The organism is Roseovarius salincola, from assembly GCF_026891095.1.
Classification (GTDB): domain Bacteria; phylum Pseudomonadota; class Alphaproteobacteria; order Rhodobacterales; family Rhodobacteraceae; genus Roseovarius; species Roseovarius salincola.
Genome location: NZ_JAPTNL010000031.1, coordinates 1 through 20,846 on the forward strand (window position 1 = coordinate 1; position 20,846 = coordinate 20,846).

Consider the following 20,846-nt stretch of genomic DNA (forward strand, 5'->3'; position numbering starts at 1 on the left):
GTCGGTGCTGGCCAGCGCCAACGCCCTGATGATCCGCCCCGCCGACGACCCGCCCCGCCGCGCCGGGGACATGATCGACTACCTTCCGCTTTGAAAAGAGGGGGGGGGGGGGGCCCCCCCCCACCCCCCGGGATATTTCGAAACAGAAGAAGCGGGGATGGGGCATCACGCTTTCAGTCGTTCATTGGCGGGGTCCCAGAGCGGGCCGTCGGGTTGAACGGTGGCGCTGTGGGGCGTGCCGTAGATGTCGATCTCGAGCACGGTGCCTTGCGCGGCGAGATCTGCACGGATCATGGCGAGGGCGAGCGAGGCGTTCACCCTGTAGCCCCAGGCCCCGCTGGTGGTTTCGCCCACGATTTGCCCGTCATGGCGAATGGTGGACATGTAGGGCGCATCGGCGGCGCCGGGTTCGACCTTGAGCGTGACGAAACGTTTGGCCGGGCCGCGCGCCTGTTCGGCGAGGAGGGCGGTTTTGCCGGGGAAATCCTGTGGCTTGTCGAATTTCACGAACCGTTCGAGCCCGGCTTCGAGCATGGTGTAATCGGTGCTCAGATCGCCCTTCCATGCGCGGTAGGCCTTTTCCATGCGCAGGCTGTCGAGCGCATACATGCCGAAGGGCTTGAGGCCATGGGCCTGCCCCGCCTGCCAGACGGCGTCGAAGACGGCGGCGGTGTCCTCGGTTTTCGTGTGGATTTCCCAGCCCAGTTCGCCGGTGAAGGAGACCCGCACGAGCCGTGCCCAACGCCCGGCGATCTCGGTCGCCTGGTGGGTCAGCCAGGGTTGTGTCAGATCGGCGTCGCAGAGATCGGATAGCAGCGCGCGCGAGGCCGGACCGGCGAGGATCTGGGTCATGTAATCCCGCGTGCGGTTGGTAAGGGTGACGCCGTCGACCCCGCCAAGCGCCGAGGCGAGCAGGTCGTAATCGTGCCATTCGGCGGCGGCGGCGGTGATCAGGGTCATAAGGTCATCGCGATGGCGCACCACCGACATCTCGGTCAGGATCCGCCCGCGCTCATCGGCGAAATAGACCAGCCCGATGCGCCCGACGCGCGGCACGAGGCCGGTGATCCGCGACGCGAGCCATTCGGCGGCATTCGGCCCTTCGAGATTGAAGCGCGAGAATCCCGGCAGGTCAAGGATACCGCAGGCATCGCGCACCGCTTCGCATTCTTCGCGGATGCGGGGCTCCCAGGGGCCGGCGCGGTTCCAGGTCCTTGTGGCGGCCTGGGATGTGTCGTCGCCGGGCCGGGCGAACCAGTTGGCGCGCTCCCAGCCGTTATAGGCGCCCATGACGCCGCCAAGCGCCTTGATCCTGTCATGCAGGGGCGAGAGCTTGCGGTCGCGCCCGGCAGGCCATTCATGGCGCGGGAAATGCATGGCGTATTCGTGGCCATAGACCTCCATCCCCTTGGCAATGCAGTAATCGGGGTCGGTATAGTCGGTAAAGCGGCGCGGATCGCAGGCCCACATGTCCCATTCGGTTGCGCCTTGGGTGATCCATTCGGCCAGCACCTTGCCCGCGCCGCCGCCCTGGGCGATGCCGAAGGTGAAGACGCAGGCCTCGAAGGCATTCGGAACGCCGGGCATCGGGCCAAGCAGCGGCAGCCCGTCCGGCGCGTAGGGGATGGGGCCGTTGATCACCTTGTTCACGCCCGCCGTACCCAGGATCGGCACCCGCGCGATGGCGTCGTCGATATGCCATTCCAGGCGCTCGAGATCGTCGGGATAGAGCTGAAAGCTGAAATCCTCGGGCATGGGATCGCCGGGGTCGATCCAATGGGCGCGGCAATTGCCCTCGTAGGGGCCGAGATTGAGCCCGTGCTTCTCCTGCCTGAGGTAATAGGAGCTGTCCACGTCGCGCAGGAGAGGCAGCTTGTGTCCGGCCTCGCGCGACCAGGCTTCGAGTTCGGGGATTTCATCGGTCAACAGATATTGATGGCTCATCACCATCATCGGCACGGTCCGCCCGCCGAAGGGTTTGAACCACTCGCCGACGCGCTGCGCATAATAGCCCGCGGCATTGACCACATGTTCGCAGCGGATATCACCCTTGTCGGTCTTGACGATCCATTCGCCCCCCTTGCGGTCAATGCCGGTGGCGGGGCAGAACCGCAGCACCCTCGCGCCCAGATCGCGTGCGCCCTTGGCCAAAGCCTGCGTCAGCTGCGCGGGGTCGATATCGCCATCATCGGGATCATAAAGCGCGCCTTGCAGGTCATGGGTTTCGATAAAGGGATAGCGGGCCTTGATCTCGTCGGCGGCGAGGATTTCGAGATCCATCCCCTGGTAGCGCCCCATGCCGCGGGCGCGCTCGAATTCCTGCATCCGCTCGATGCTGTGCCCGAGGCGGATCGAGCCGGTCTGATGGTAGTTCATGGGGTAGTCGACCTCGGCCCCGAGCCGGGCATAAAGCTCGGTCGAGTAGCGCTGCATGTTCATCACCGACCAAGAGGTCGAGAAGGTGGGGACGTTGCCCGCCGCATGCCATGTGCTGCCGGCGGTCAGTTCGTTCTTTTCGAGAAGGACACAATCGTGCCAGCCCGCCTTTGCGAGGTGATAGAGGCAGGACGCCCCCACGGCGCCGCCGCCGATGATGACCACGCGTGCTGTTGTCGGAAAATCGGACATGTGTGGTGCTCCGTTCAGAGTTCTTGCGGCACGCCGTCCGCGATGTCGTAATAATCGCCCTTGTCGGCGGTGAAGATGTGCTTTTCCAGGGTCAGCCCGGTGGGTTCATCCAGCGCCCCAAGCGCAAAGCTGATCGTGTCCTCGTCATGGGCGGTCCAGAACAGCGACGCACCGCAGCGCGGGCAAAAGCCGCGCTTGGCGGCGGGGGTGGCTTCGAACCACTGCACCGGGCCGTCGATCCCGACCTTGTTCTTCGGTGCATAGGCCGAGGCCCACAGATGCCCCGATTGCTTGCGGCACTGGCCGCAATGGCAGACCGAGGCACCCTGGGGCATTGCGTGAACCGTGAAGGTGATATCGCCGCAAAGGCATCTTCCGGTGATCATGCGCTGTCTCCTTCAAAGCGGGGAAGGGTGTCGGGGATGGCGTAGTAATCGCCCTTGTGATCGCACCAGTAATGACCCGAGAGGCGCAGCCCGGTGGGCGCGTCGAGCGCGGCCATGGCCACCATGATCGTGGGGCCGTCATCGGGGCGCCAGAACAGGGTCGAGCCGCAGGTTTGGCAAAAGCCACGGCTGGCGATGTCGCTGGCGCGAAACCACGTGAGGTTGGCGCTGCCAGTGATATGAAGAGCGGATTTGGGGGCGGGCACGGCGCTGAAATAATGGCCCGATTGGCGGCGGCACTGCCTGCAATGGCAGGCGATCGGGCCTTTCAGCGGGGCGTCGATGGTCAGGCCGATGGCCCCGCAGAGGCATGATCCGTGATACATCAGGAACCTCCCGCCGGTGCCGTGGCGCTGCCAAGCGCGATGCCGTAAAGGATGAAACAGGACGCCATCGCGCGCCGCAGCCAGGTGTTGAACACCGCACCAAGCGCGGCGCGCCCCAGCCCCGCACCAAGCGCGATGAAGCCGGTATAGCTGATCGCGGTGATGCAGAGAGCGGTCGGGAAGATTACCCACATCTGGGTCCAGATCGGCACATCGGGCTGCACGAACTGGCTGAAGGCGGCAAGGTAGCCTGCGACGCTTTTGGGGTTGATGGTGGCAATCATGAAGGCGCGCCAGAAGATCGAGCCGGGCGCGGGTTCTTCGGCCCGGATGGGCCGCCTCGCCATGATCCAGCCGCGCAGGCCAAGCCAGATCAGCACCCCCGCGCCCAGCAGTTTCGCGGCGGTGAACGCCGCCGGAGAGGTGGCGATCAGGGCGGTGATGCCCGCCGCCGAAAGGGTCAGGAACAGCGTCGCCTGCAACAGGATGGCGGCCACGCACCAAAGTCCGCGGTGAAAGCCGTGGCCCATGCCGGTGCGGATGCAATTGAGGTGGTTCGGCCCCGGCGTGGTCACGAAGATCACCCAGAACAGCGCGAAAACGGTCCAGGCATCCCAGCTCATGGCAGCCTCAATAGACCGGCGGGGCGATCGCCCAGATCGCCACGGCCGGTTCGTCATAGGGGTTGATCCAGGCGAAGGGTTCCTCGCGGATGCGGAAGCTGTCGCCAGGATGGATGGTAAAGGTGTCGTTCCCGATCTCGAGGTCCAGCTTGCCCGACAGCAGATAACCCACCTCCTGCGTGGGGCGGGTGACGGTTTCGCCGATGCGGCTGTGGGGTTCGAAGGTGCAGTGGACCATCTCGAAATCGTCGGTCAGGTCGGGCGAGAGCAGTTCCTCGATCAGCCCCGCCGCGCCCGAGCCGATCCGCCGGCGGGCGCCCTGGCGCACCACATGACCGGCCTCATGGGCCGGGGCTGTCGGCTGGCCGAACAGCATCGAGACCGGCACGCCAAGCGCGGCGGCGATGTGGCGCAGGTCGGTGATGGAGGGGTCCGAAAGGTCGCGCTCGACCTGGCTGAGCCAGCCGACGGAGCGATCAAGCCGCTCGGCCATGTCCGACAGGGTCAGGCCGCGCGCCTTGCGCAGGGTGCGCAGGTCCGCGCCAAGGGTCGGCGGGCGGTCGGGATTGGATTGATGTATCGTCACTCGCGCGCGCCCTCATGAAAATATCGGCTGCAATTTCACGCTGGGGCGATTCCGTGAAAAAATCAAATTAAATTTCATGAAAATGTTGGCATGTTCGCCACAGGGCGAGATTACATGTTTGATATCAATATCTTATGCCCGCGCGAAGACATCCTGCAAGATACGGCCAAGCCCGGCTGCGTCGGATTGATCGAAGGCGGCGGGCCGGTCGCTGTCGATATCGAGCACAGCGATCAGCTGCCCTTCGGCATCAAGGACCGGCAGCACGATCTCGGAGCGGGTCGAGCTGGCACAGGCGATATGGCCCGCAAAGGCATCGACGTCATCGACCAGCTGCACCTCGCCCGTCCTGGCCGCCGCGCCGCAGACCCCGCGATCGAAAGGGATCACCAGACAGCCATGACCGCCCTGATAGGGACCGATCCTGAGCATGCCCGGCTCGGTCACGCGGTAAAAACCCGTCCAGTCGAATCGGTCGTCGGCGTGATGCAATTCGCAAACCACGGTGGCCATCAGGGCGATCTCGTCGCTTTCGCCGCTGGTCAGCGAGGCGATGGTTTTCAGGGTGCTGTCGTAATCTATGCGCATGACCCATGTCTTGCCACAGCACGCATCGCGGTGCCAGAGGGTGTGGCACCGGCCGCGGGCCTGGTGTAGAGGGCGGCGCATGGAAAGCGAATACAACCCGCCACAGGACCCGCTGGAGGTGCTGCACGAGGATCACGAGATCCTAGTCGTGAACAAGCCCGCGGGCCTCCTGAGCGTGCCGGGCAAGGGCGCGCATCTGGCCGATTGCCTGCTGGCGCGCGCGCAGGAGGTTTTCCCGACCGCATTGCTGGTGCATCGGCTGGACAGGGACACGTCGGGCGTGATGGTCTTTGGCCTCAGCCCGCATGCGCAACGCCACCTGGGGCTGCAATTCGAAAAGCGTCAGGTGAAAAAGACCTATGTCGCACGGGTCTGGGGGCAGCTTTCGCCCAAGTCCGGCACCGTCGATTTGCCGCTGATCGTCGATTGGCCCAACCGCCCGCGCCAGAAAGTATGCCACGAAACGGGCCGCGAAGCGGTCACCGACTGGCGGGTCCTGCGCCAGAACGCGGGCGAAAGCCGGGTGCGGCTGATGCCGCGCACCGGGCGCAGCCATCAGTTGCGGGTGCATATGCTGGCGATGGGGCACCCCATCCTGGGCGATCCGCTTTACGCCACCGGCGCGGCGGCGCAATATCCCCGCCTGATGCTCCATTCCGAGGAACTGCGCCTGCGCCACCCCGATGGCGGCGCCGGGATGCGGTTTCGTGCCAGGCCGCCATTCTGAAGGGCCATTCGGCGACCATGAACGACCGGCCCGGCCACGGCCGCCTCAGCGACGATCTGGCGCCTGCCGCAAACACCGCCCCCTTCCGGCGCGGCCCGTCCGGCATGCGGTGAATGCCCTGTTGCCTGGTCAGTCATCCATCTCGGCGATGAATTTCTCGGCATCCAGCGCCGCCATGCAGCCCATGCCCGCGCTGGTCACCGCCTGACGGTAGATGTGGTCGGTCAGATCGCCCGCCGCGAAGATACCGGGGATCGAGGTGCGGGTGCTGCCCGGCTCGACCTTGACGTAATCGCCGTGATGCATGTCGACCTTGCCCTTGATCAGCTCGCTGGCGGGGGCGTGGCCGATAGCGATGAACACGCCCTTGCAGGGGATCTCGGTGGTCTTGCCGGTCCGGTTGCTTTTCACGCGCACGCCGGTGACGCCCTTGGGGTTCTCGTCGCCCAGCACCTCTTCAAGCTCATGAAACCACAGGGTTTCGATCTTGGGATGCTTGAGCAGGCGGTTCTGCAGGATCTGTTCTGCCCGCAGTTCGTCGCGGCGATGGATCAGGGTGACTTTCGATGCGAAATTCGTCAGGAACAGCGCCTCTTCCACGGCCGTGTTGCCGCCGCCGATCACCACGATCTCCTCGCCGCGATAGAAGAACCCGTCACAGGTCGCGCAGGCGCTGACACCAAAGCCCTTGAACGCCTCTTCGCTGTCAAGCCCCAGCCACCTGGCGCGCGCCCCGGTCGCCATGATCACCGCATCGGCCGTATAGACCGCACCGCTGTCACCCTTCGCCACGAACGGGCGGCTTTGCACATCCAGATCTGTGATGATGTCGCCGATGATCTCGCAGCCCATCGCCTTGGCATGGGCCTCCATACGCAGCATCAGGTCCGGCCCCTGCACCTCGCTGTCGCCGGGCCAGTTCTCGACCTCGGTCGTGGTGGTCAGCTGCCCGCCCGGCTCGATCCCCTGCACAAGGATCGGCTCCAGCATCGCGCGGCTGGCATAGACGCCTGCGGTATAGCCTGCAGGCCCCGATCCGATGATCAGGCATTTGGTGTGACGGGTTTCGGCCATGGGGAATCTCCGGTGTTGCGGGTCAGGCTGCATATAGCCGTCCCGCTGGCCGGTAGAAACCCCATCATCGCCGGACGGCGCGATTGTCGCGTCGGCAGACATGAAAAAGGCCCGCGCGGTGATCCCGGCGGGCCTTTCCCTTGATGCTTTTCCGAGGGCCGTATCAGGCCTTCTTGCGCCGGCGCAGTGCTGCCAGCCCACCAATACCGCTCAGCAGAAGCCACGCACCTGCGGGCAGCGGGATCGGGTTGGTGCCGGTGATTTCGGCCCTCAGCTTGCGCTTGATCGCCGAGTCGAAGTCATCGAAATCGGACGCGAACAGGCTGAAGGAATTGGTGCCGCCCACGACATTGTTGTCGAAATAGTCTTGCAGCGAGGCCGACTCGATCGCGATGGCGTTGATCGCGTCCACATCGGCGGCAAGCGCGGCGTCACGCGCCGTCGACGGGGCGATCCCTGCGTTGTTGGTCCCATCGCCGGAGACGTCGATAACCGCGCGGCTCGCGCTGTTATCCTTTAGCCAGTCGGTGATTGTCGAAGACGCCAGTTGGATTCCTTCGCCAATACCCGTACGAGTACTGTTGTGACGCGTGACGCCGGCAATTGCATCGGCGAAGTCGGTTGCCTTCTGAGCCGAGTCGATCACGAAGAAGCCGAGCCGCTCCGACGCAGATGTACCGAACTGGATCAGGTTGACCGCGATCGAGCCGTTGCGGTTACCACCGTCAGTGTCGGTGATCGCATTCTGAATGCTGCTGTCACGGAACGCGTCCTCGTAACCCTTCATCTGAAGATCGTATTCGCCGCCGTCAATGCTGCCGGATACGTCGATCACCAGTGACAGGACCGTATCCACAGTGGCAGCGCTGGCAGCGGTCAGCGAGCCAAAGGCAAGGCCGACGGAAAGCGCCACTGATTTGAGAATTGTGTTGGGCATGGTTATCCCTCCGATTAAACAGTTGAAAAAAAATAGACCTACCGAAAATTGGCAAAGCACACTCTGGTAACATAATAATCCGAAAGTCGACATTTTTAAATCTTAATTCCGCCTTATTTCCACGGTTGGCGGATACAATCCGGGCGCTTGTGTGGATTGTTTCGTATCTTTAAACAAATATGACCTAACAAAATTGCCAGACCTTGAAACATTATTGCGCGCGCCCGCAGGTCGTTTATAACTTTCCCAAATTCACTGCTTGGAGCGAATCATGGCTGCCACCCGCCTCGACGAGATCGACCGCAAGATTCTGGCCGAACTTCAGGCCGATGGGCGCATGACCAATGTCGAACTGGCCCGACGGGTCGGAATCTCGGCGCCGCCCTGCCTGCGCCGGGTGCGCACCCTCGAGGAACAGGGCTATATCCGTGGCTATCATGCCGATGTCGACGCGCGCGAACTCGGCTTCGAGGTGCAGGTCTTTGCCATGGTCGGCCTGCAAAGCCAGGCCGAGGCCGATCTGAGCGCCTTCGAGGCCCGCTGCCGCAGCTGGCCGCTGGTGCGCGAGTGTCACATGCTCAATGGCGAGGTGGATTTCATCCTCAAATGCGTCGCCCCTGATCTCAGCACCTTTCAGCGCTTCCTGACCGAGGAACTGACCGCCGCCGACAATGTCGCCAGCGTCAAGACATCTCTGGTCATTCGCGGCGCCAAGGACGAACCCGGCGTGCCCTTCGACATTCTCGAAGAGCGTCTCAACCGGTCGGCCTGACGGGCGGCGCCGGAATCTCGCTCAGGCCGCGTCCATCGACGTGGCACCCGAGAACGGCAGGCGCAGATGCGACAGGTTGCCGAAATCACCCGCCTCCCGGATATGGGGAAAGAACGACAGGAACAGCGCCAGCAGGTTCGGGCTCATGTGGCGCTCGAACCCGGTGCCGGGATGGAAGGTCTCGAAATCCAGACCGCCCGCGGTGATCGTCGCATGTTGGCGCAGGCACAGGTGGTAAACCTCGACGGACGTGGGCGGCGTGACCTCGACGACATTCATGCCATCGGCCAGATCGCGCGCCGGAGTCAGCAGGCGCTCGCCGCCGAAACTGTCACGCAGGGCGGGCGGACGCGTCAGCAGCCGCGAACCGGGGCCGGCCATCATGTTGGTCATCGGGCGCTCCATGCCAAAGGAATCCGGCATGATCCGCGTGATGCGGCAATCCTGCGGGGCCAGCCCCTGGGCATCGGGCACCAGCGTCATCGACCCGATCCACAGCAATTCCGACGGTCCGTGCTCGGCGGTGGCCAGCATCATCCCCGGTTCCAGGTCCTCGACCGCGACAGGGCCTGTCGTGGTCTTGATCAGCGTGCCGCGGGCAAAGGCGGAAAAGGCTTTCTCGAAGGCGGGGATGGCGGGGCCGATATTCTCGGTCTCATGCACCGATCCGTCCTCGCGCAGCGACCGGATGCGGTAACGTCGCATCATCCGCGCCTTGCGCGCGGCGACTGGTTGCGCCTTGGCGCCGGAATCGGGCGTGGTTTGCGGTTCCTGTGAAAAGGAGGCAGCCGTATTGGGGATGGACATGTTGTGTCACCTTCGAGGTAGTCACAACCGCGCCGGCCCCCACCGACAACGACAGAAGGACAATTCAAACAAATTTTTTTCTACGCTCGTTAGGTCGCCGAAAAGCCTGATTTCTGTCAAATTTTCAGGGTTATTGTTTCATGTTTTCAAAAAATGACGCGGGCGGGATGGCTTTGTCCCGCCAGCGTGAACCGGTTCGCCACAATTCGCCGCGCCAAGGCGTCGAATCGCCAAGCCGATCAGGCGCTGCGCAGCTTGCGCAGAACGGGCGCGGCGCGGCGGGCCTTGCGCCCGTAGGGCATCGGCGGCAGCGTCTGCCGGCTGGTTTCGATCACCGATTTCATCCAACGCTTCTTCATCTGTCTTTCCTCATGTCTGCTCGGCGGTTGTTTCCGCATTTCCCAGCAATATGGCGCCGCTTTGGGGCCGGGATTTGACGTCGATGCGAATTTTGTGGGCATTTTTCAGCCTGCCCGGACGTGAAATGTGAACATCCCCCAAGCCGGGCGCAAAACGGACGAAAACCCATGAAAAAAGGCGAAACCCGCCGCATTCCATTCCCGCTCGCCTGCCTGCACGGGATCAAATCGGGCGGGATTGTGGGCCGGTTTGCCCCGGTCCTGCCCGATTTCAGAGCCGGATCGCCGATATCAGCCGCCCGTAATCGGCCTCGCCCGCATGACAGGCGCGCCGGTAGGAAAAGAACCGCTCCGGGTCTCCATAGGTGCAATGGCGCGTCCACTCGGCCTGGCCCACGCCCGCTGCGCGCAGCCGCTCCAGCCCATAGGCGGTCAGGTCAAACAGATACCGCCCGTCCTTGCCATTGGCGAAGAACCGCGTGTTGGCGGGATCGTCCGCGATGAACTCCTCAAGGAACTCGGGGCCGACCTCATAAGCGCCCTGGCTGATGGTGGGGCCGATCACCGCGCTGATATCGCCGCGCCGCGCGCCCAGATCCTCCATCGCGTCCAGCGTCGCCTCCAGCACGCCGTCTAGCGCCCCGCGCCAGCCCGCATGGGCCGCGCCCACCACGCCCGCCTTCGCATCCGCCAGCAGCACCGGCTGGCAATCGGCGGTCAGCACGGCCACCGCCACACCCGGACTGGCCGTGACCAGCGCATCCGCGCGCGGTCGCTGCTCCAGCGGGCGATCCACCGCGACCACATCCGCCGAATGCACCTGGTCAAGCGTCAGCAGATGGTCGGGCGCCACCCCCATCGCCTCGGCAACGCGGGCACGGTTGATGCGCACGATCTCGGACTGGTCGGACGATCCCGGCCCGCAATTGAGCCCCGAGAACACCCCCGAGGACGCGCCCCCGCGCCGTGTGAAGAACCCGTGCCGGAACGGGGACAGGCTGTCGGCGGTGATGATTTCCAGCGTCATGCGTCACATCCGGGCGGCGGCGCCGCATTGGGAGGGTAAAGTCCTAGCACCTGAAAGAGCGTCCCCATTTCCTGCGGATGGGTCAAGCGCCGATGTGCAGCGACATGGTTTTCCAGCGCCTCGCCGTCCAGCCCCTTCGCCAGAACCTGCGCGCGCGCCGTCACGCCCAGCCGCTCAAGGAACACACCCTGCGGCGTCAGGCGCGTGTGCCGGGCCGGGGCCGCCGCCCTTGCCAGCGCCTCGAAATCCACATGCGCCGTCAGATCGGCCATGCCGGGCGCCTCCAGCGGATCGGCGCGCTGGTGGCGGCGCACCGCCTGAAACGTGTCGCCCAGCGTGCGCCAGCCGCCGTAATCCACGATCAGCGCCGCGCCGCCATGCGCCGCGATGCGCGCGCCGATCGCCCCGGCCACCGCTTCGCCCGGCGCGCAATGCTCGACGATATCGCCCTCGCGCGTATCCTCCAGCCGCTGCGCCAATGCCGCCACCGGCCTTGGCGCGCCCGCCTCCAGCACCAGCTTGCCGTCACGCACGCCCACGCAGCGCTCGCACCAGCCCGCGCCAGCGCCCGCGCGCATGAATTGCCGGATCGGCAGCGCGTCGAAAAACTCGTTCGCGATCAGAAACAGCGGCGCGTCGGGCAACGCGTCGGCGCTCTCGTGCCATGTGATGTCATCGCGCCCGATCGTGGCGCGCTGCACCGCCCGCAACGCGGGCGAGGCCTCGACCAAGTGCAGCCGCAACGCCGCGTGAAACCCCGGCACCCCCCGCGTCGCGCGCAGCAGGTCCGCCATCAGCGTGCCCCGTCCGGGGCCGCACTCCGCCAGCGTGAACGGCGCGGGCGCCCCCTGATCCAGCCAGGCCTGCGCCAGCGCAAGGCCCATCAACTCTCCGAAAAGCTGGCTGATTTCCGGTGCGGTCGTGAAATCCCCCGCCGCGCCCAGCGGGTCGCGCGTGGCGTAATAGCCGTGATCGGGGTTCATCAGGCATTCGGCCATGTAATCCGCCAGCGGCATCGGCCCGCCATCCCGGATGCGCGCGATCAGGATATCGCGCAAGGCCGTCATGCCCGATGCCTGCGCGCCCACAGGATAAAGACCAGCCCCAGCACCACCATCGGCAACGACAGAAGCTGCCCCATGCTCAGCCCCATGCCGCCCGCATGCAGCACGTAACCCATCGGGTTGTCAGGCGTGATGAATTGCGGGTCCGCCTGGCGCACGAACTCGACCACGAAACGTGATAGCCCGTAGCCGGTAAAGAACACGCCGGTCGCCAGCCCCGGCAATTTCAGCGCCCCGCGCGCAAAGACCAGCCAAAGCAGCACAGCGCCCAGAATCAGCCCCTCGAGCCCGGCTTCATAAAGCTGCGAGGGGTGGCGCGCGCAAGGCCCCTCGACATCGGGGCAATCCTGTGCGGCGGCACGCGGAAAGACCACGCCCCAGGGCAGGTCCGTGGGCCGCCCCCACAATTCGGCATTGATGAAATTGGCGATCCGCCCCAGCAACAGCCCCGCAGGCGTCGCCATGCACAGCACATCCGCCACCGACAGCCACGGAATCCCGCGCCGCCAGGAGAACAGCAGGCATGCCGCGATCACGCCCAGCAACCCGCCATGAAACGCCATGCCGCCTTGCCAGACCTGAAGGATCTCGAGCGGGTGCGACAGGTAATAGGCCGGCTGATAGAAGATCACGAAACCCAGCCGCCCGCCCAGGATCACCCCCAGGATCACCCAGGTCAGCAGGTCCTCGACCGCGCGCGCATCCATCGGCGGGCTGTCATCGGTCCACAGATGCGGGCGCTTCACGGTGGCCACCACCAGCCGCCAGCCGATCACGATGCCCGCGATATAGGCCAGCGCATACCAGCGCAGCGCGAATTCAATGCCGAAAAGGCTGACCGAGAAAATCTCGGGTGAAATGTTCGGGAAGGGGATCATGGCCTGCATGTGCGTCTCTGTGCCTCTGGTTGATCGGGGAAGTCAATCCTTGTCCCGAGGGGGTTACGCGCTCATATAGGTGTGAAACAGATTGCCGGAGAATGACATGCAGACCCGCAACAAGGTTCTGGACGATATATCGCAACTGATGACCAACGCCATGGGCGTGGCGCAGGGTGCGCGCGACGAGGCCGAGACGGCGATGAAATCCATGATCGACCGCTGGCTGGCGGATCGTGATTTCGTCACCCGCGAGGAATTCGACGCCGTGCGCGCCATGGCCCAGAAAGCGCGCGAGGAAAACGAGGCCCTCAAGGCCCGCCTCGACGCGCTGGAATCGGCAAAGAAGTAGCAGCGCCCCTCTGCCGGCACTGCCCGTCTGGATGCGTCAGCGAGAATAGCGGCGTTCAGGTGCTGAACGGCAGCCTTGAGAAGGCGCCTGTCTTCGGGCCGCGACTGCCGCGCCATGCCTGCAGCATGACGATGCATGCCGGCGTTATAACGTGCGCAGGCCGAATATCGGTCGGATCGTGCCGCCTCTCAGAGAAACTCGAGAAGCGTATCGGTAACGAAAGCGGTGCCAACGCCAACCCCGGCCGACTCAAGGAAAGACCTGACATCGGTGCCAGATGGCTTACTGCCTGCAAGCACCGAACGCGCGACAATGGCGCCCCCCAACAATGATGATGTCAGCAGACCATCGCTGACGAATTCACTCAGATCCTCGCCGATCAGGGCCTCCAGCGTTTCCCGTGTTTCATTCGTGATCTTGGTGTTGCTGAAACCAGAATCCGTCACGCGGGAGCCAAATGCGCCGCCAAGCAGCGCAGCAACCTCGGACGTGGCGAAGACATCGGTGTCGGGATAGCGTTCGAGAGCCTCCAGGATATCCGCGCGCGATTGCACTGCCTTCAGCTGCACCTCGCGAATGACATTCCCATCCATCATGAACTCGATATCAGCGCCGGGATGGTTAGTCGCTTCGAACATGACCGCCGATATCTTATCCCCGTCAATATTCTCGGCGCGCGTGACCAGAAGTTCGTGATAGATGCCTTTGATATTCGATACGATCCCGCGCATCTGCTCCGGCGAGAAATCAGCCAGATATGCCGCAAGTGTCTCCTCATCCGCGCCTTCAAGTTCGCTGGCGGAGCGACGCAGCGCCTCCAACACCAACAGCTGATCCTTGCTCCATCCATCGCGACGACCAGCAAGTAGCTGGCCCAATGTGACAGCAAGCGTGACGCCCGCGCTCAGTCGCTTCATGTCGCCAACCTTTCCTGCAGCGACCCAAGATTGACAAGATGACCTCGCAACCTGACCCGGTTATAGACCTTGAGTTGAGAAAACGTGTTTTCACCAAGCGCCTGTTCCAATTCCTCACGAACCGGCGTCACGCCGATCCGGGAAAAGAGCGCGACCTCCTTCTGCGTGACCCCCCTGTCAGAGCCAAGCGCCTCATCAATCGCCTTTATCAAGGCGGTGACGGCGAGGACAATCATTTGCTCCCGCTCCTCAAGAGTATCCCGACGCGGTCGCCCAAACAGGAAACGTTTCACTTTGTTCGCCCCATAGATCCCGGCCCCGACCGCACCGACCCCGGTTATGAGCGTGCCAGCGGCAACACCGCCCCCCACGATGCTTCCGATCCAATACAAGGTTGCGGTCGATTTGGCTGCACCTGCCAGACCCGCGAGAGCTGTGCCCGTGCTCGCTGTTCCAAATAATCCAACAAGTCCCGTGATCGAACTGGCCGCAGCGGTTCCGGCCACCGTGCTGGCGGCAGCGCCCATCGCGGCGTTGGCTTAGCGATTGGATATTTGCAGGATGCGCCCGTTTATGGCGGTCAGAAATCCCCTGATTTTCAAAAGCGTTTCTCGGTCGTTCATGCTTGAAACCTTCACTCGTGCCACAGCCGCAGATTGCATGCCGCGTTTGGGAACGCCAGCGGCAAGTTGGACCAAGCCGTATTCAGTGCTTTTGGTCGGTCTGCTTCAGGTGCTGGAGCACACTCCGCGGAAACGCGGCCTTTCGGCTTTTGGCGCCTGCGCCACCCTGAAAGCGGAAGAACACGGGTCAGCTCGCACGCCCCCAAAAAGGCCGTCCGGCATCCCCCCAAAAACCTCTGCAACCGTTTTGTACCAATTTCTGCCGCAACCCGCCGGAATCTGTACAAAACCGCCGTACAAACCGGACGTTTCGTACAAAATCCGGCCCCTCGGGCCGGACTGAGCAGGGTCTTGCCCGATCTTGCGGCGCTTCTGATTTCATCCACAACTTATTGTGTTTATCCCCAACAAATAGCTTTACAGGTTGTTTTAAACCGCGCACCATATCTGGTAGGACACGGCGGAATTCTCCCCTGTCCTTAGAGCAGGCACCTAGCGCTTGGGGCGCTGCAACGCCCTGACGCTACAACTCAAAGAGGTGGCGCCATGGCACTGTCCGAGCAGTTCATGCAGGAAGACCTTCATCCCATTGATATCGTTGAACATCTGGCCGAACATCACGACTGGGATTTCGACCGCATCGGCGACGATCAGATCGCGATGGCCGTCGAAGGCCTCTGGCGCACCTACTCCATAACCCTCGCCTGGTCCCCTTTCGACGAGACACTGCGCATGGTTTGCACCTTCGAAATGGAGCCGCCGGAAGAGAAACTTTCCGTGTTATATCAAATGCTTAACGATGTGAACGACCAATGCTGGGCGGGCGCTTTCAACTTCTGGGACGAGCAGAAGCTGATGGTTTATCGCTACGGTCTGGTGATGACCGGCGCGCAGGCCGTAAGCCCTGACCAGGTGGATACCCTCATCCGCGCCGCCGTCACCAATTGCGAGCGATTTTACCCGGCATTTCAATTGGTTGTCTGGGGAGACCGCACCCCGCGCGAGGCTCTTCAAGCCGCCATCGCCGAAGCCTACGGTCGCGCCTGACGCGCGCCCAGCCTCTCATTGGGACCGGACACGCGCGGCACCATTGCACAGCCCCCGCGCCGCGCGTATCCCTGACCTGTGCAAACCGGAAACAGGCGAAGGGATGACCCCATGAATATGGACGATGTGGCGCGCAATGGCCTTGTTTTGTTGGGCTGCGGCAAGATGGGTTCGGCCATGCTCCAGGGCTGGCTGACGGATGGATTGCCGCCCGGATCGGTCTGGGTCATCGACCCGAAACCCTCGGATTGGCTGAAATCGACCGGGGTCCAGATCAATGCCGATCCCCCGAAAACCCCCGCCATCGTCCTCATCGCCGTCAAACCCCAGATGATGGGCGACGCGCTTCCCACCATCGCCGCCATGGGCAACGGCAAGACGCTGTTCATCTCCGTCGCTGCCGGAACGCCGATTTCCTCGTTGGAACAATCGCTTGGCGCCCAGAGCCCGATCATTCGCGCGATGCCCAATACCCCTGCAGCCGTGGGCCGCGGCATCTCGGCAATCATCGGCAATGTCGAGGCGGGTGCAGGCCATCTCGATCTTGCCGAGGAGCTCTTGTCGGCGGTCGGCCAAGTTGTGCGCCTTGAGAGCGAAGACCAGATGGACGCCGTCACCGGCGTCTCCGGCTCGGGCCCGGCCTATGTGTTTCACATGATCGAATGCCTGGCGAAGGCCGGCGAGGCTGAGGGCTTGGCACCCGCGCTGGCCATGCAATTGGCCAAGGCGACAGTGGCGGGCGCAGGCGCGCTCGCCGAGGCGGCGGATGAGACGCCGGCGCAGCTCCGGGTCAACGTGACAAGCCCCAACGGCACCACGCAGGCCGGGCTCGAGGTTCTGATGGACGAGGCGAACGGCCTGCCGCCACTGATGGAAAACACGGTCAGGGCCGCTGCGGGACGCTCAAGGGAATTGCGCAATGGCTGATCTGATCGGGATCGAGGATTTCCTCAAGGTAGATATCCGGGTCGGTACGGTCACCCGCGCCGAACCATTTCCAGAAGCGCGCAAACCCGCCATCAAGCTCTGGATCGATTTCGGCCCGGAGCTGGGTGAAAAGAAGACCAGCGCCCAGATCACCGCGCATTACACGCCCGGAGAGCTGCCGGGCCAACAGGTGATCGCCGTGACCAATTTCCCACCGCGCCAGATCGGACCGTTCATGTCCGAGGTCCTGGTCCTTGGGCTTTCGGATGAGCAGGGCGAGATCGTCCTTTTGCGCCCTGACAGCCCTATTCCTAACGGGGAGAGAATGCATTGAGCCGCGTCTATCTCACCCGTCCTCTGCCCGAGGCTGTTCTGGCGCGCGCACGCGAATTGTTCGAGGATATCGAGGTCCGCGAGGAAACCGCGCCGCTGAAGATTGGCCAGATGCGCGCCGCGCTGGCGCTTTATGACGGTGTCCTGCCGACCCTGGGCGACATGTTTTCGGCCGAGGTTTTCCGTGACACTGAAAATCCGCGCTGCAAGGTTCTGGCGAATTTCGGCGTTGGTTACAATCACATAGATGTCGCCGCCGCCAAGGCCGCCGGGGTGATCGTCACCAACACGCCGGGCGCAGTCACCGATGCCACGGCGGATATCGCCATGACCCTTATCCTGATGAGCGCGCGGCGTGCCGGAGAAGGCGAACGCCTTGTGCGCGCGGGTCTTTGGCAGGGCTGGCATCCCACGCAGATGTTGGGCCTCCACGTGACGGGCAAGACCGTCGGGATCATCGGCATGGGCCGCATCGGACAGGCGATTGCGCGGCGCTGTCACTATGGTTTCGGGATGGATGTGATCTATTTCAACCGCTCGGAGAAAAGCCTCGATTTTCCGGCCACCCGCGCCGAGACCCTGAAGGATCTGGCCGAGGCCGCGGATTTCGTCGTGGTCGCGGTGCCTGGCGGTGCCGAGACCCATCACATGATCGGCGCCGATCTGTTTTCCGCGATGAAGCGCACCGCCTATTTCATCAACATCGCGCGGGGCGATGTGGTCAAGGAGGTGGCGCTGATCGCCGCCCTTCAGGTTGGCCGGATCGCGGGGGCCGGGCTGGATGTCTACGAGCACGAACCCAAGGTTCCCGACGCGCTGCGCGCCATGGATAACGTGACCCTTTTGCCGCATCTTGGCACGGCGGCACTGGAAGTGCGTGAGGCGATGGGGTTGATGGCGGTCGAGAACCTTCATGCCGCACTGAGCGGCGCAGAGCCGCCCAACCGCGTCAATTAGACTATCGGATCGTGACAGGATCGCCTGCCGTTCCGTCACACTTGACCCGGCGGCACCCATGCTATGATCTGGCCCGACCATTCGGGAGAGAGTTTACATGCATGTACCCGCGATCAGCGGCACCGGCGTCTACACACCCGACCAGACCATCACCAATGACGAGCTGGTCGCCGCCTTCAACGCCTATGCGCAGAGATTCAACGCCGAAAACGCAGAGGCCATCGCTGCGGGCGAACGCGAGTCCAAGCCGCAATCTTCATCCGATTTCATTCTGAACGCTTCGGGAATCGAGCAGCGATATGTGATGGACAAGAGCGGGATTCTCGATCCCGAGGTCATGCATCCCCGCTTGCGGCAGCGCAGCGATGACGAGCCGTCGATCATGGCCGAAATGGCCCTCGAGGCCTGCAACAGTGCCTTGGCGCAAGCGGGTCTTGGTGCCGACGCGATCGACCTGGTGATCTGCGCGGCCTCGAACCACGAGCGCCCCTATCCGGCGGTGGCGATCGAAATACAGGAAATTCTGGGCGCGGGCGGCTTCGCCTTTGACATGAACGTCGCCTGTTCTTCGGCGACCTTCGGTATTCAGGCGGCGGCGGACATGATCCGCACAGGCTCGGCTCGCCGTGCGCTGGTCGTCAATCCCGAGATCTGCTCGGGGCATTTGGAATGGCGTGACCGCGATTGTCATTTCATCTTCGGGGATGTCTGCACCGCCGTGGTCCTGGAGCGCGCAGAGGACGCGCAGGGTGCACATTTCCTGGTGCGCTCGACCCGCTGCGCGACGCAATTTTCCAACAACATCCGCAACAATAACGGCTTTCTGCGCCGCGCCCGGCCCGACGGTATGGCTGACAGACGCGACATGCTGTTCATGCAGGAGGGCCGCAAGGTCTTCAAGGAAGCGCTGCCGATGGTATCTGCCCATATCGCCAGCCATCTGGCCGATGAAGGTATCGAGGCCGGTCAACTCAAGCGCCTCTGGCTGCATCAAGCCAACAAGTCGATGAACGATTTCATCGGTCGCAAAGTTCTGGGCCGCGTGCCGGAACCCGACGAGCAGCCAAATATCTTGCAGGATTATGCGAATACGTCGTCGGCGGGTTCGATAATCGCTTTTTCAAAGTACTCCAACGATTTAGTTCCGGGCGAGACCGGCCTGATCTGCTCCTTCGGGGCGGGATACTCGGTGGGTTCCGTGCTGGTCGAGCGGATCTGAGAAGCAACCGCAAAGCCATCCGCGACCGATGGACCCATGTCATCCCCCGGAAGCATCCCAGAGGCAAAGTGGGGTGAGGTCACGACCTCTCGCCGTGGCGCCTGTGCTGGGATTTGACTCCCGGGGATGGGCACATGCGCCGCGTCGAGAGGCTGGGCTTGAGGCTTGAACCCCAGTAAATGCCCGACCTCACCCCGTCCCGCAGTAAACCGCGGGACATCAGGCCTCCCGATCATCGCCGGGATTGCTTATCGATGACATTTCGAGATAAACGCCATAATGGGAAACGGCGTTTTCGTTTCCCCTGCCACTTCATGGCGTTCGGTGAGGATGAGTGAATGTCGACCATTCGGAGCTATCTCAAGAAGCATACAGAGGCGCTTGTGAAGGATGTGGGTATCGAACCTGCCTGCGCGTTGACCGGCAAATCCAAGGCGACTTTGGGGAGATATTACTCGGATCATGACGAGCATGCGGATCGGTTCATGCCGGTGGATGCGGTGGCGGCGTTGGAGGAGGCGGCGTCTTATCCGCATGTGACGGGCGCGCTGGCCGAGCTGAAGGGGATCAGCCTGAGCTTTGGCGACGGTGATCGCAAGAACCGCCGCAGCAATGGCATCAATAGCGACGTGATCGCATTATCCCAACGATTTGCGATGCTTATGGCCGAATACCAGCAGTCGATCGAGGACGGAGTCATCACCGTGAACGAGGCCAAACGCCTGTTGCGGGAGACCACGCAGCTACAGCAGGTGCTGATCGATATGAAGCTCCATCTGGAAGAGGAAGCCACCTGATCCGCCCGCGCGGCGCAGTACAAAACGTCTGTTTTGTACGCCGGTTTTGTACGAAAACCGGGGCGCCCGGCCCGAAACCTGTACAAACCCGCATTTCCGGGGTGGCCGTTACCGGCCGGATGGCGCGCGCCATCCTCATCCGCGCGACTGCGATTGCGGCTGAAACCCACTGAAGGCACCGGGGAAGGTTCGCCCCTCACGTCGAAAAACGACGCCACCTGCCAGGGTCAAAATCGCTTGACCTGCTGGCGTCTTCAGACAGTCTTGGCCTCAAGCGGAACGCAACTGTGGAGTGTAGGTTTCATATGATTTTCAATCCGGATATTCGAGCGCTCTGGGCGAATTCCACGTTATGGATGGTGCTTGCGGCGGTCCTGACGGTCCTTTGCAGCGGGGCCGCACTCGCAATGCCGCGCGACTTGGCGCGCGGTGAAGACCCCGCCGGAACCTATACCGCCGTTATCCTGTGTTTCGCCCTCGGGGTTCCGATGATCATCTTTGCGCTGCGACGATCCCTGCGCTTGCGCCGCGCGACCAGGGAAGACGGCGAGGTCGCGCTGATCCTGAGCCCCGAGGGGCTGGAATACCGCCATGGTGAAAACCCCGTTTCGGTCGCCTGGTCGGAGATCATCGACCCGCTCGACGCTGCGTCGCATCTCCGCCGCCGCGATGGCGGTGCATCGCTTTTGCTGATCCGAAAGGATGTAGCGGCGCTTTCAAGGCCCGTCCTGCGCCGTCTGTTCGGGAGTGTCCTGAACTCTGTGTATCTGTCCCGGTCCATGCGGTTTCAGATACTCAAGCGTCGAAGCGCTCGCCGAACATTATGGCAAAC

The 20,846-nt window shown here is 63.2% G+C and carries 24 protein-coding genes; 10 read left to right on the plus strand and 14 right to left on the minus strand.

Going from position 1 to position 20,846, the window contains the following annotated elements; translation table 11 throughout:
* Window positions 1–165: 165 nt before the first annotated feature.
* The 6 genes from N5A93_RS18700 to msrC form a co-directional block, all read right to left on the minus strand.
* A complete protein-coding gene (locus N5A93_RS18700; RefSeq protein WP_268956611.1) occupies window positions 166–2,628 on the minus strand; it encodes a GcvT family protein in 2,463 nt (820 codons plus the stop codon).
* 14 nt (window positions 2,629–2,642) lie between these two features.
* Window positions 2,643–3,014, minus strand: coding sequence for a GFA family protein (locus N5A93_RS18705; RefSeq protein WP_268956612.1), 372 nt, complete (start codon window positions 3,012–3,014; stop codon window positions 2,643–2,645).
* Window positions 3,011–3,400 carry a GFA family protein gene (locus N5A93_RS18710; RefSeq protein WP_268956613.1) on the minus strand — a complete coding sequence of 130 codons (390 nt, stop codon included), beginning with the start codon at window positions 3,398–3,400 and terminating at the stop codon, window positions 3,011–3,013. The genes N5A93_RS18705 and N5A93_RS18710 overlap by 4 nt, the downstream gene beginning before the upstream one ends.
* The gene (locus tag N5A93_RS18715; protein WP_268956614.1) at window positions 3,400–4,023 is read right to left on the minus strand and encodes a LysE family translocator; all 624 of its coding nucleotides are present in this window, start codon (window positions 4,021–4,023) and stop codon (window positions 3,400–3,402) included. Before N5A93_RS18715 ends, N5A93_RS18710 begins: the two co-directional genes overlap by 1 nt.
* 7 nt (window positions 4,024–4,030) lie before the next feature.
* A complete protein-coding gene (locus tag N5A93_RS18720) occupies window positions 4,031–4,603 on the minus strand; it encodes a helix-turn-helix domain-containing protein (RefSeq protein WP_268956634.1) in 573 nt (190 codons plus the stop codon).
* 138 nt (window positions 4,604–4,741) lie between these two features.
* Window positions 4,742–5,197: a free L-methionine (R)-S-oxide reductase MsrC gene (msrC, locus tag N5A93_RS18725; RefSeq protein ID WP_268956615.1), complete on the minus strand. Its 456-nt coding sequence runs from the start codon at window positions 5,195–5,197 to the stop codon at window positions 4,742–4,744.
* A 79-nt stretch (window positions 5,198–5,276) separates the two neighbouring features.
* Between msrC and N5A93_RS18730 the strand changes: the two genes are divergently transcribed.
* Window positions 5,277–5,924 (plus strand): RluA family pseudouridine synthase, encoded by a 648-nt coding sequence (locus tag N5A93_RS18730; protein ID WP_268956616.1) that lies wholly within the window; start codon window positions 5,277–5,279, stop codon window positions 5,922–5,924.
* Window positions 5,925–6,053: 129 nt separating this feature from the next.
* On the opposite strand, the gene trxB is transcribed toward N5A93_RS18730, so the two are convergent.
* Together trxB and N5A93_RS18740 are read right to left on the minus strand one after the other, a co-directional pair.
* On the minus strand, window positions 6,054–6,998 hold the full coding sequence (gene trxB, locus N5A93_RS18735) for a thioredoxin-disulfide reductase (RefSeq protein WP_268956617.1): 945 nt from the start codon (window positions 6,996–6,998) through the stop codon (window positions 6,054–6,056).
* Between the two features lie 163 nt (window positions 6,999–7,161).
* On the minus strand, window positions 7,162–7,935 hold the full coding sequence (locus tag N5A93_RS18740) for a DUF1194 domain-containing protein (RefSeq protein WP_268956618.1): 774 nt from the start codon (window positions 7,933–7,935) through the stop codon (window positions 7,162–7,164).
* Window positions 7,936–8,206: 271 nt separating this feature from the next.
* Here N5A93_RS18740 and N5A93_RS18745 point away from each other — a divergent pair, with 271 nt between their 5' ends.
* Window positions 8,207–8,707 carry an Lrp/AsnC family transcriptional regulator gene (locus tag N5A93_RS18745; protein ID WP_268956619.1) on the plus strand — a complete coding sequence of 167 codons (501 nt, stop codon included), beginning with the start codon at window positions 8,207–8,209 and terminating at the stop codon, window positions 8,705–8,707.
* Between the two features lie 21 nt (window positions 8,708–8,728).
* Here N5A93_RS18745 and N5A93_RS18750 read toward each other — a convergent pair whose 3' ends face one another.
* The 4 genes from N5A93_RS18750 to lgt all read right to left on the minus strand — a co-directional run bounded on the left by N5A93_RS18750 (window position 8,729) and on the right by lgt (window position 12,851).
* Complete coding sequence (locus N5A93_RS18750; RefSeq protein ID WP_268956620.1) at window positions 8,729–9,514, minus strand: Hint domain-containing protein; 786 nt, start codon at window positions 9,512–9,514, stop codon at window positions 8,729–8,731.
* 630 nt (window positions 9,515–10,144) lie between these two features.
* Window positions 10,145–10,900 carry a peptidoglycan editing factor PgeF gene (pgeF, locus tag N5A93_RS18755; RefSeq protein ID WP_268956621.1) on the minus strand — a complete coding sequence of 252 codons (756 nt, stop codon included), beginning with the start codon at window positions 10,898–10,900 and terminating at the stop codon, window positions 10,145–10,147.
* A complete protein-coding gene (locus N5A93_RS18760; RefSeq protein ID WP_268956622.1) occupies window positions 10,897–11,967 on the minus strand; it encodes a class I SAM-dependent methyltransferase in 1,071 nt (356 codons plus the stop codon). The genes pgeF and N5A93_RS18760 overlap by 4 nt, the downstream gene beginning before the upstream one ends.
* A complete protein-coding gene (gene lgt, locus N5A93_RS18765; RefSeq protein ID WP_268956623.1) occupies window positions 11,964–12,851 on the minus strand; it encodes a prolipoprotein diacylglyceryl transferase in 888 nt (295 codons plus the stop codon). The genes N5A93_RS18760 and lgt overlap by 4 nt, the downstream gene beginning before the upstream one ends.
* A 97-nt stretch (window positions 12,852–12,948) precedes the next feature.
* On the opposite strand from lgt, the gene N5A93_RS18770 reads away from it, so the two are divergent.
* Window positions 12,949–13,194 (plus strand): accessory factor UbiK family protein, encoded by a 246-nt coding sequence (locus N5A93_RS18770; RefSeq protein WP_268956624.1) that lies wholly within the window; start codon window positions 12,949–12,951, stop codon window positions 13,192–13,194.
* 188 nt (window positions 13,195–13,382) lie between these two features.
* Here the strand turns inward: N5A93_RS18770 and N5A93_RS18775 are convergent, their stop codons facing one another.
* The gene (locus N5A93_RS18775) at window positions 13,383–14,072 is read right to left on the minus strand and encodes a hypothetical protein (RefSeq protein WP_268956625.1); all 690 of its coding nucleotides are present in this window, start codon (window positions 14,070–14,072) and stop codon (window positions 13,383–13,385) included.
* A 35-nt stretch (window positions 14,073–14,107) separates the two neighbouring features.
* Entirely contained in the window at window positions 14,108–14,638 is a 531-nt protein-coding gene (locus tag N5A93_RS18780) for a hypothetical protein (protein WP_268956626.1), read from the minus strand.
* A gap of 642 nt (window positions 14,639–15,280) precedes the next feature.
* Between N5A93_RS18780 and N5A93_RS18785 the strand changes: the two genes are divergently transcribed.
* The 7 genes from N5A93_RS18785 to N5A93_RS18815 form a co-directional block, all read left to right on the plus strand.
* Window positions 15,281–15,781 (plus strand): type III secretion system chaperone family protein, encoded by a 501-nt coding sequence (locus tag N5A93_RS18785; RefSeq protein WP_268956627.1) that lies wholly within the window; start codon window positions 15,281–15,283, stop codon window positions 15,779–15,781.
* Window positions 15,782–15,892: 111 nt separating this feature from the next.
* On the plus strand, window positions 15,893–16,708 hold the full coding sequence (gene proC, locus N5A93_RS18790) for a pyrroline-5-carboxylate reductase (protein ID WP_268956628.1): 816 nt from the start codon (window positions 15,893–15,895) through the stop codon (window positions 16,706–16,708).
* Entirely contained in the window at window positions 16,701–17,042 is a 342-nt protein-coding gene (locus N5A93_RS18795) for a tRNA-binding protein (RefSeq protein ID WP_268956629.1), read from the plus strand. Before proC ends, N5A93_RS18795 begins: the two co-directional genes overlap by 8 nt.
* Window positions 17,039–17,998, plus strand: a complete 960-nt coding sequence (locus N5A93_RS18800) for a 2-hydroxyacid dehydrogenase (RefSeq protein ID WP_268956630.1) — start codon at window positions 17,039–17,041, stop codon at window positions 17,996–17,998. Before N5A93_RS18795 ends, N5A93_RS18800 begins: the two co-directional genes overlap by 4 nt.
* 97 nt (window positions 17,999–18,095) lie before the next feature.
* Window positions 18,096–19,217, plus strand: a complete 1,122-nt coding sequence (locus N5A93_RS18805; protein WP_268956631.1) for a beta-ketoacyl-ACP synthase III — start codon at window positions 18,096–18,098, stop codon at window positions 19,215–19,217.
* Between the two features lie 338 nt (window positions 19,218–19,555).
* Window positions 19,556–20,014 (plus strand): phage regulatory CII family protein, encoded by a 459-nt coding sequence (locus N5A93_RS18810; protein WP_268956632.1) that lies wholly within the window; start codon window positions 19,556–19,558, stop codon window positions 20,012–20,014.
* Window positions 20,015–20,502: 488 nt separating this feature from the next.
* On the plus strand, window positions 20,503–20,846 hold a 344-nt coding region (locus N5A93_RS18815; RefSeq protein ID WP_268956633.1), incomplete at its 3' end, for a hypothetical protein.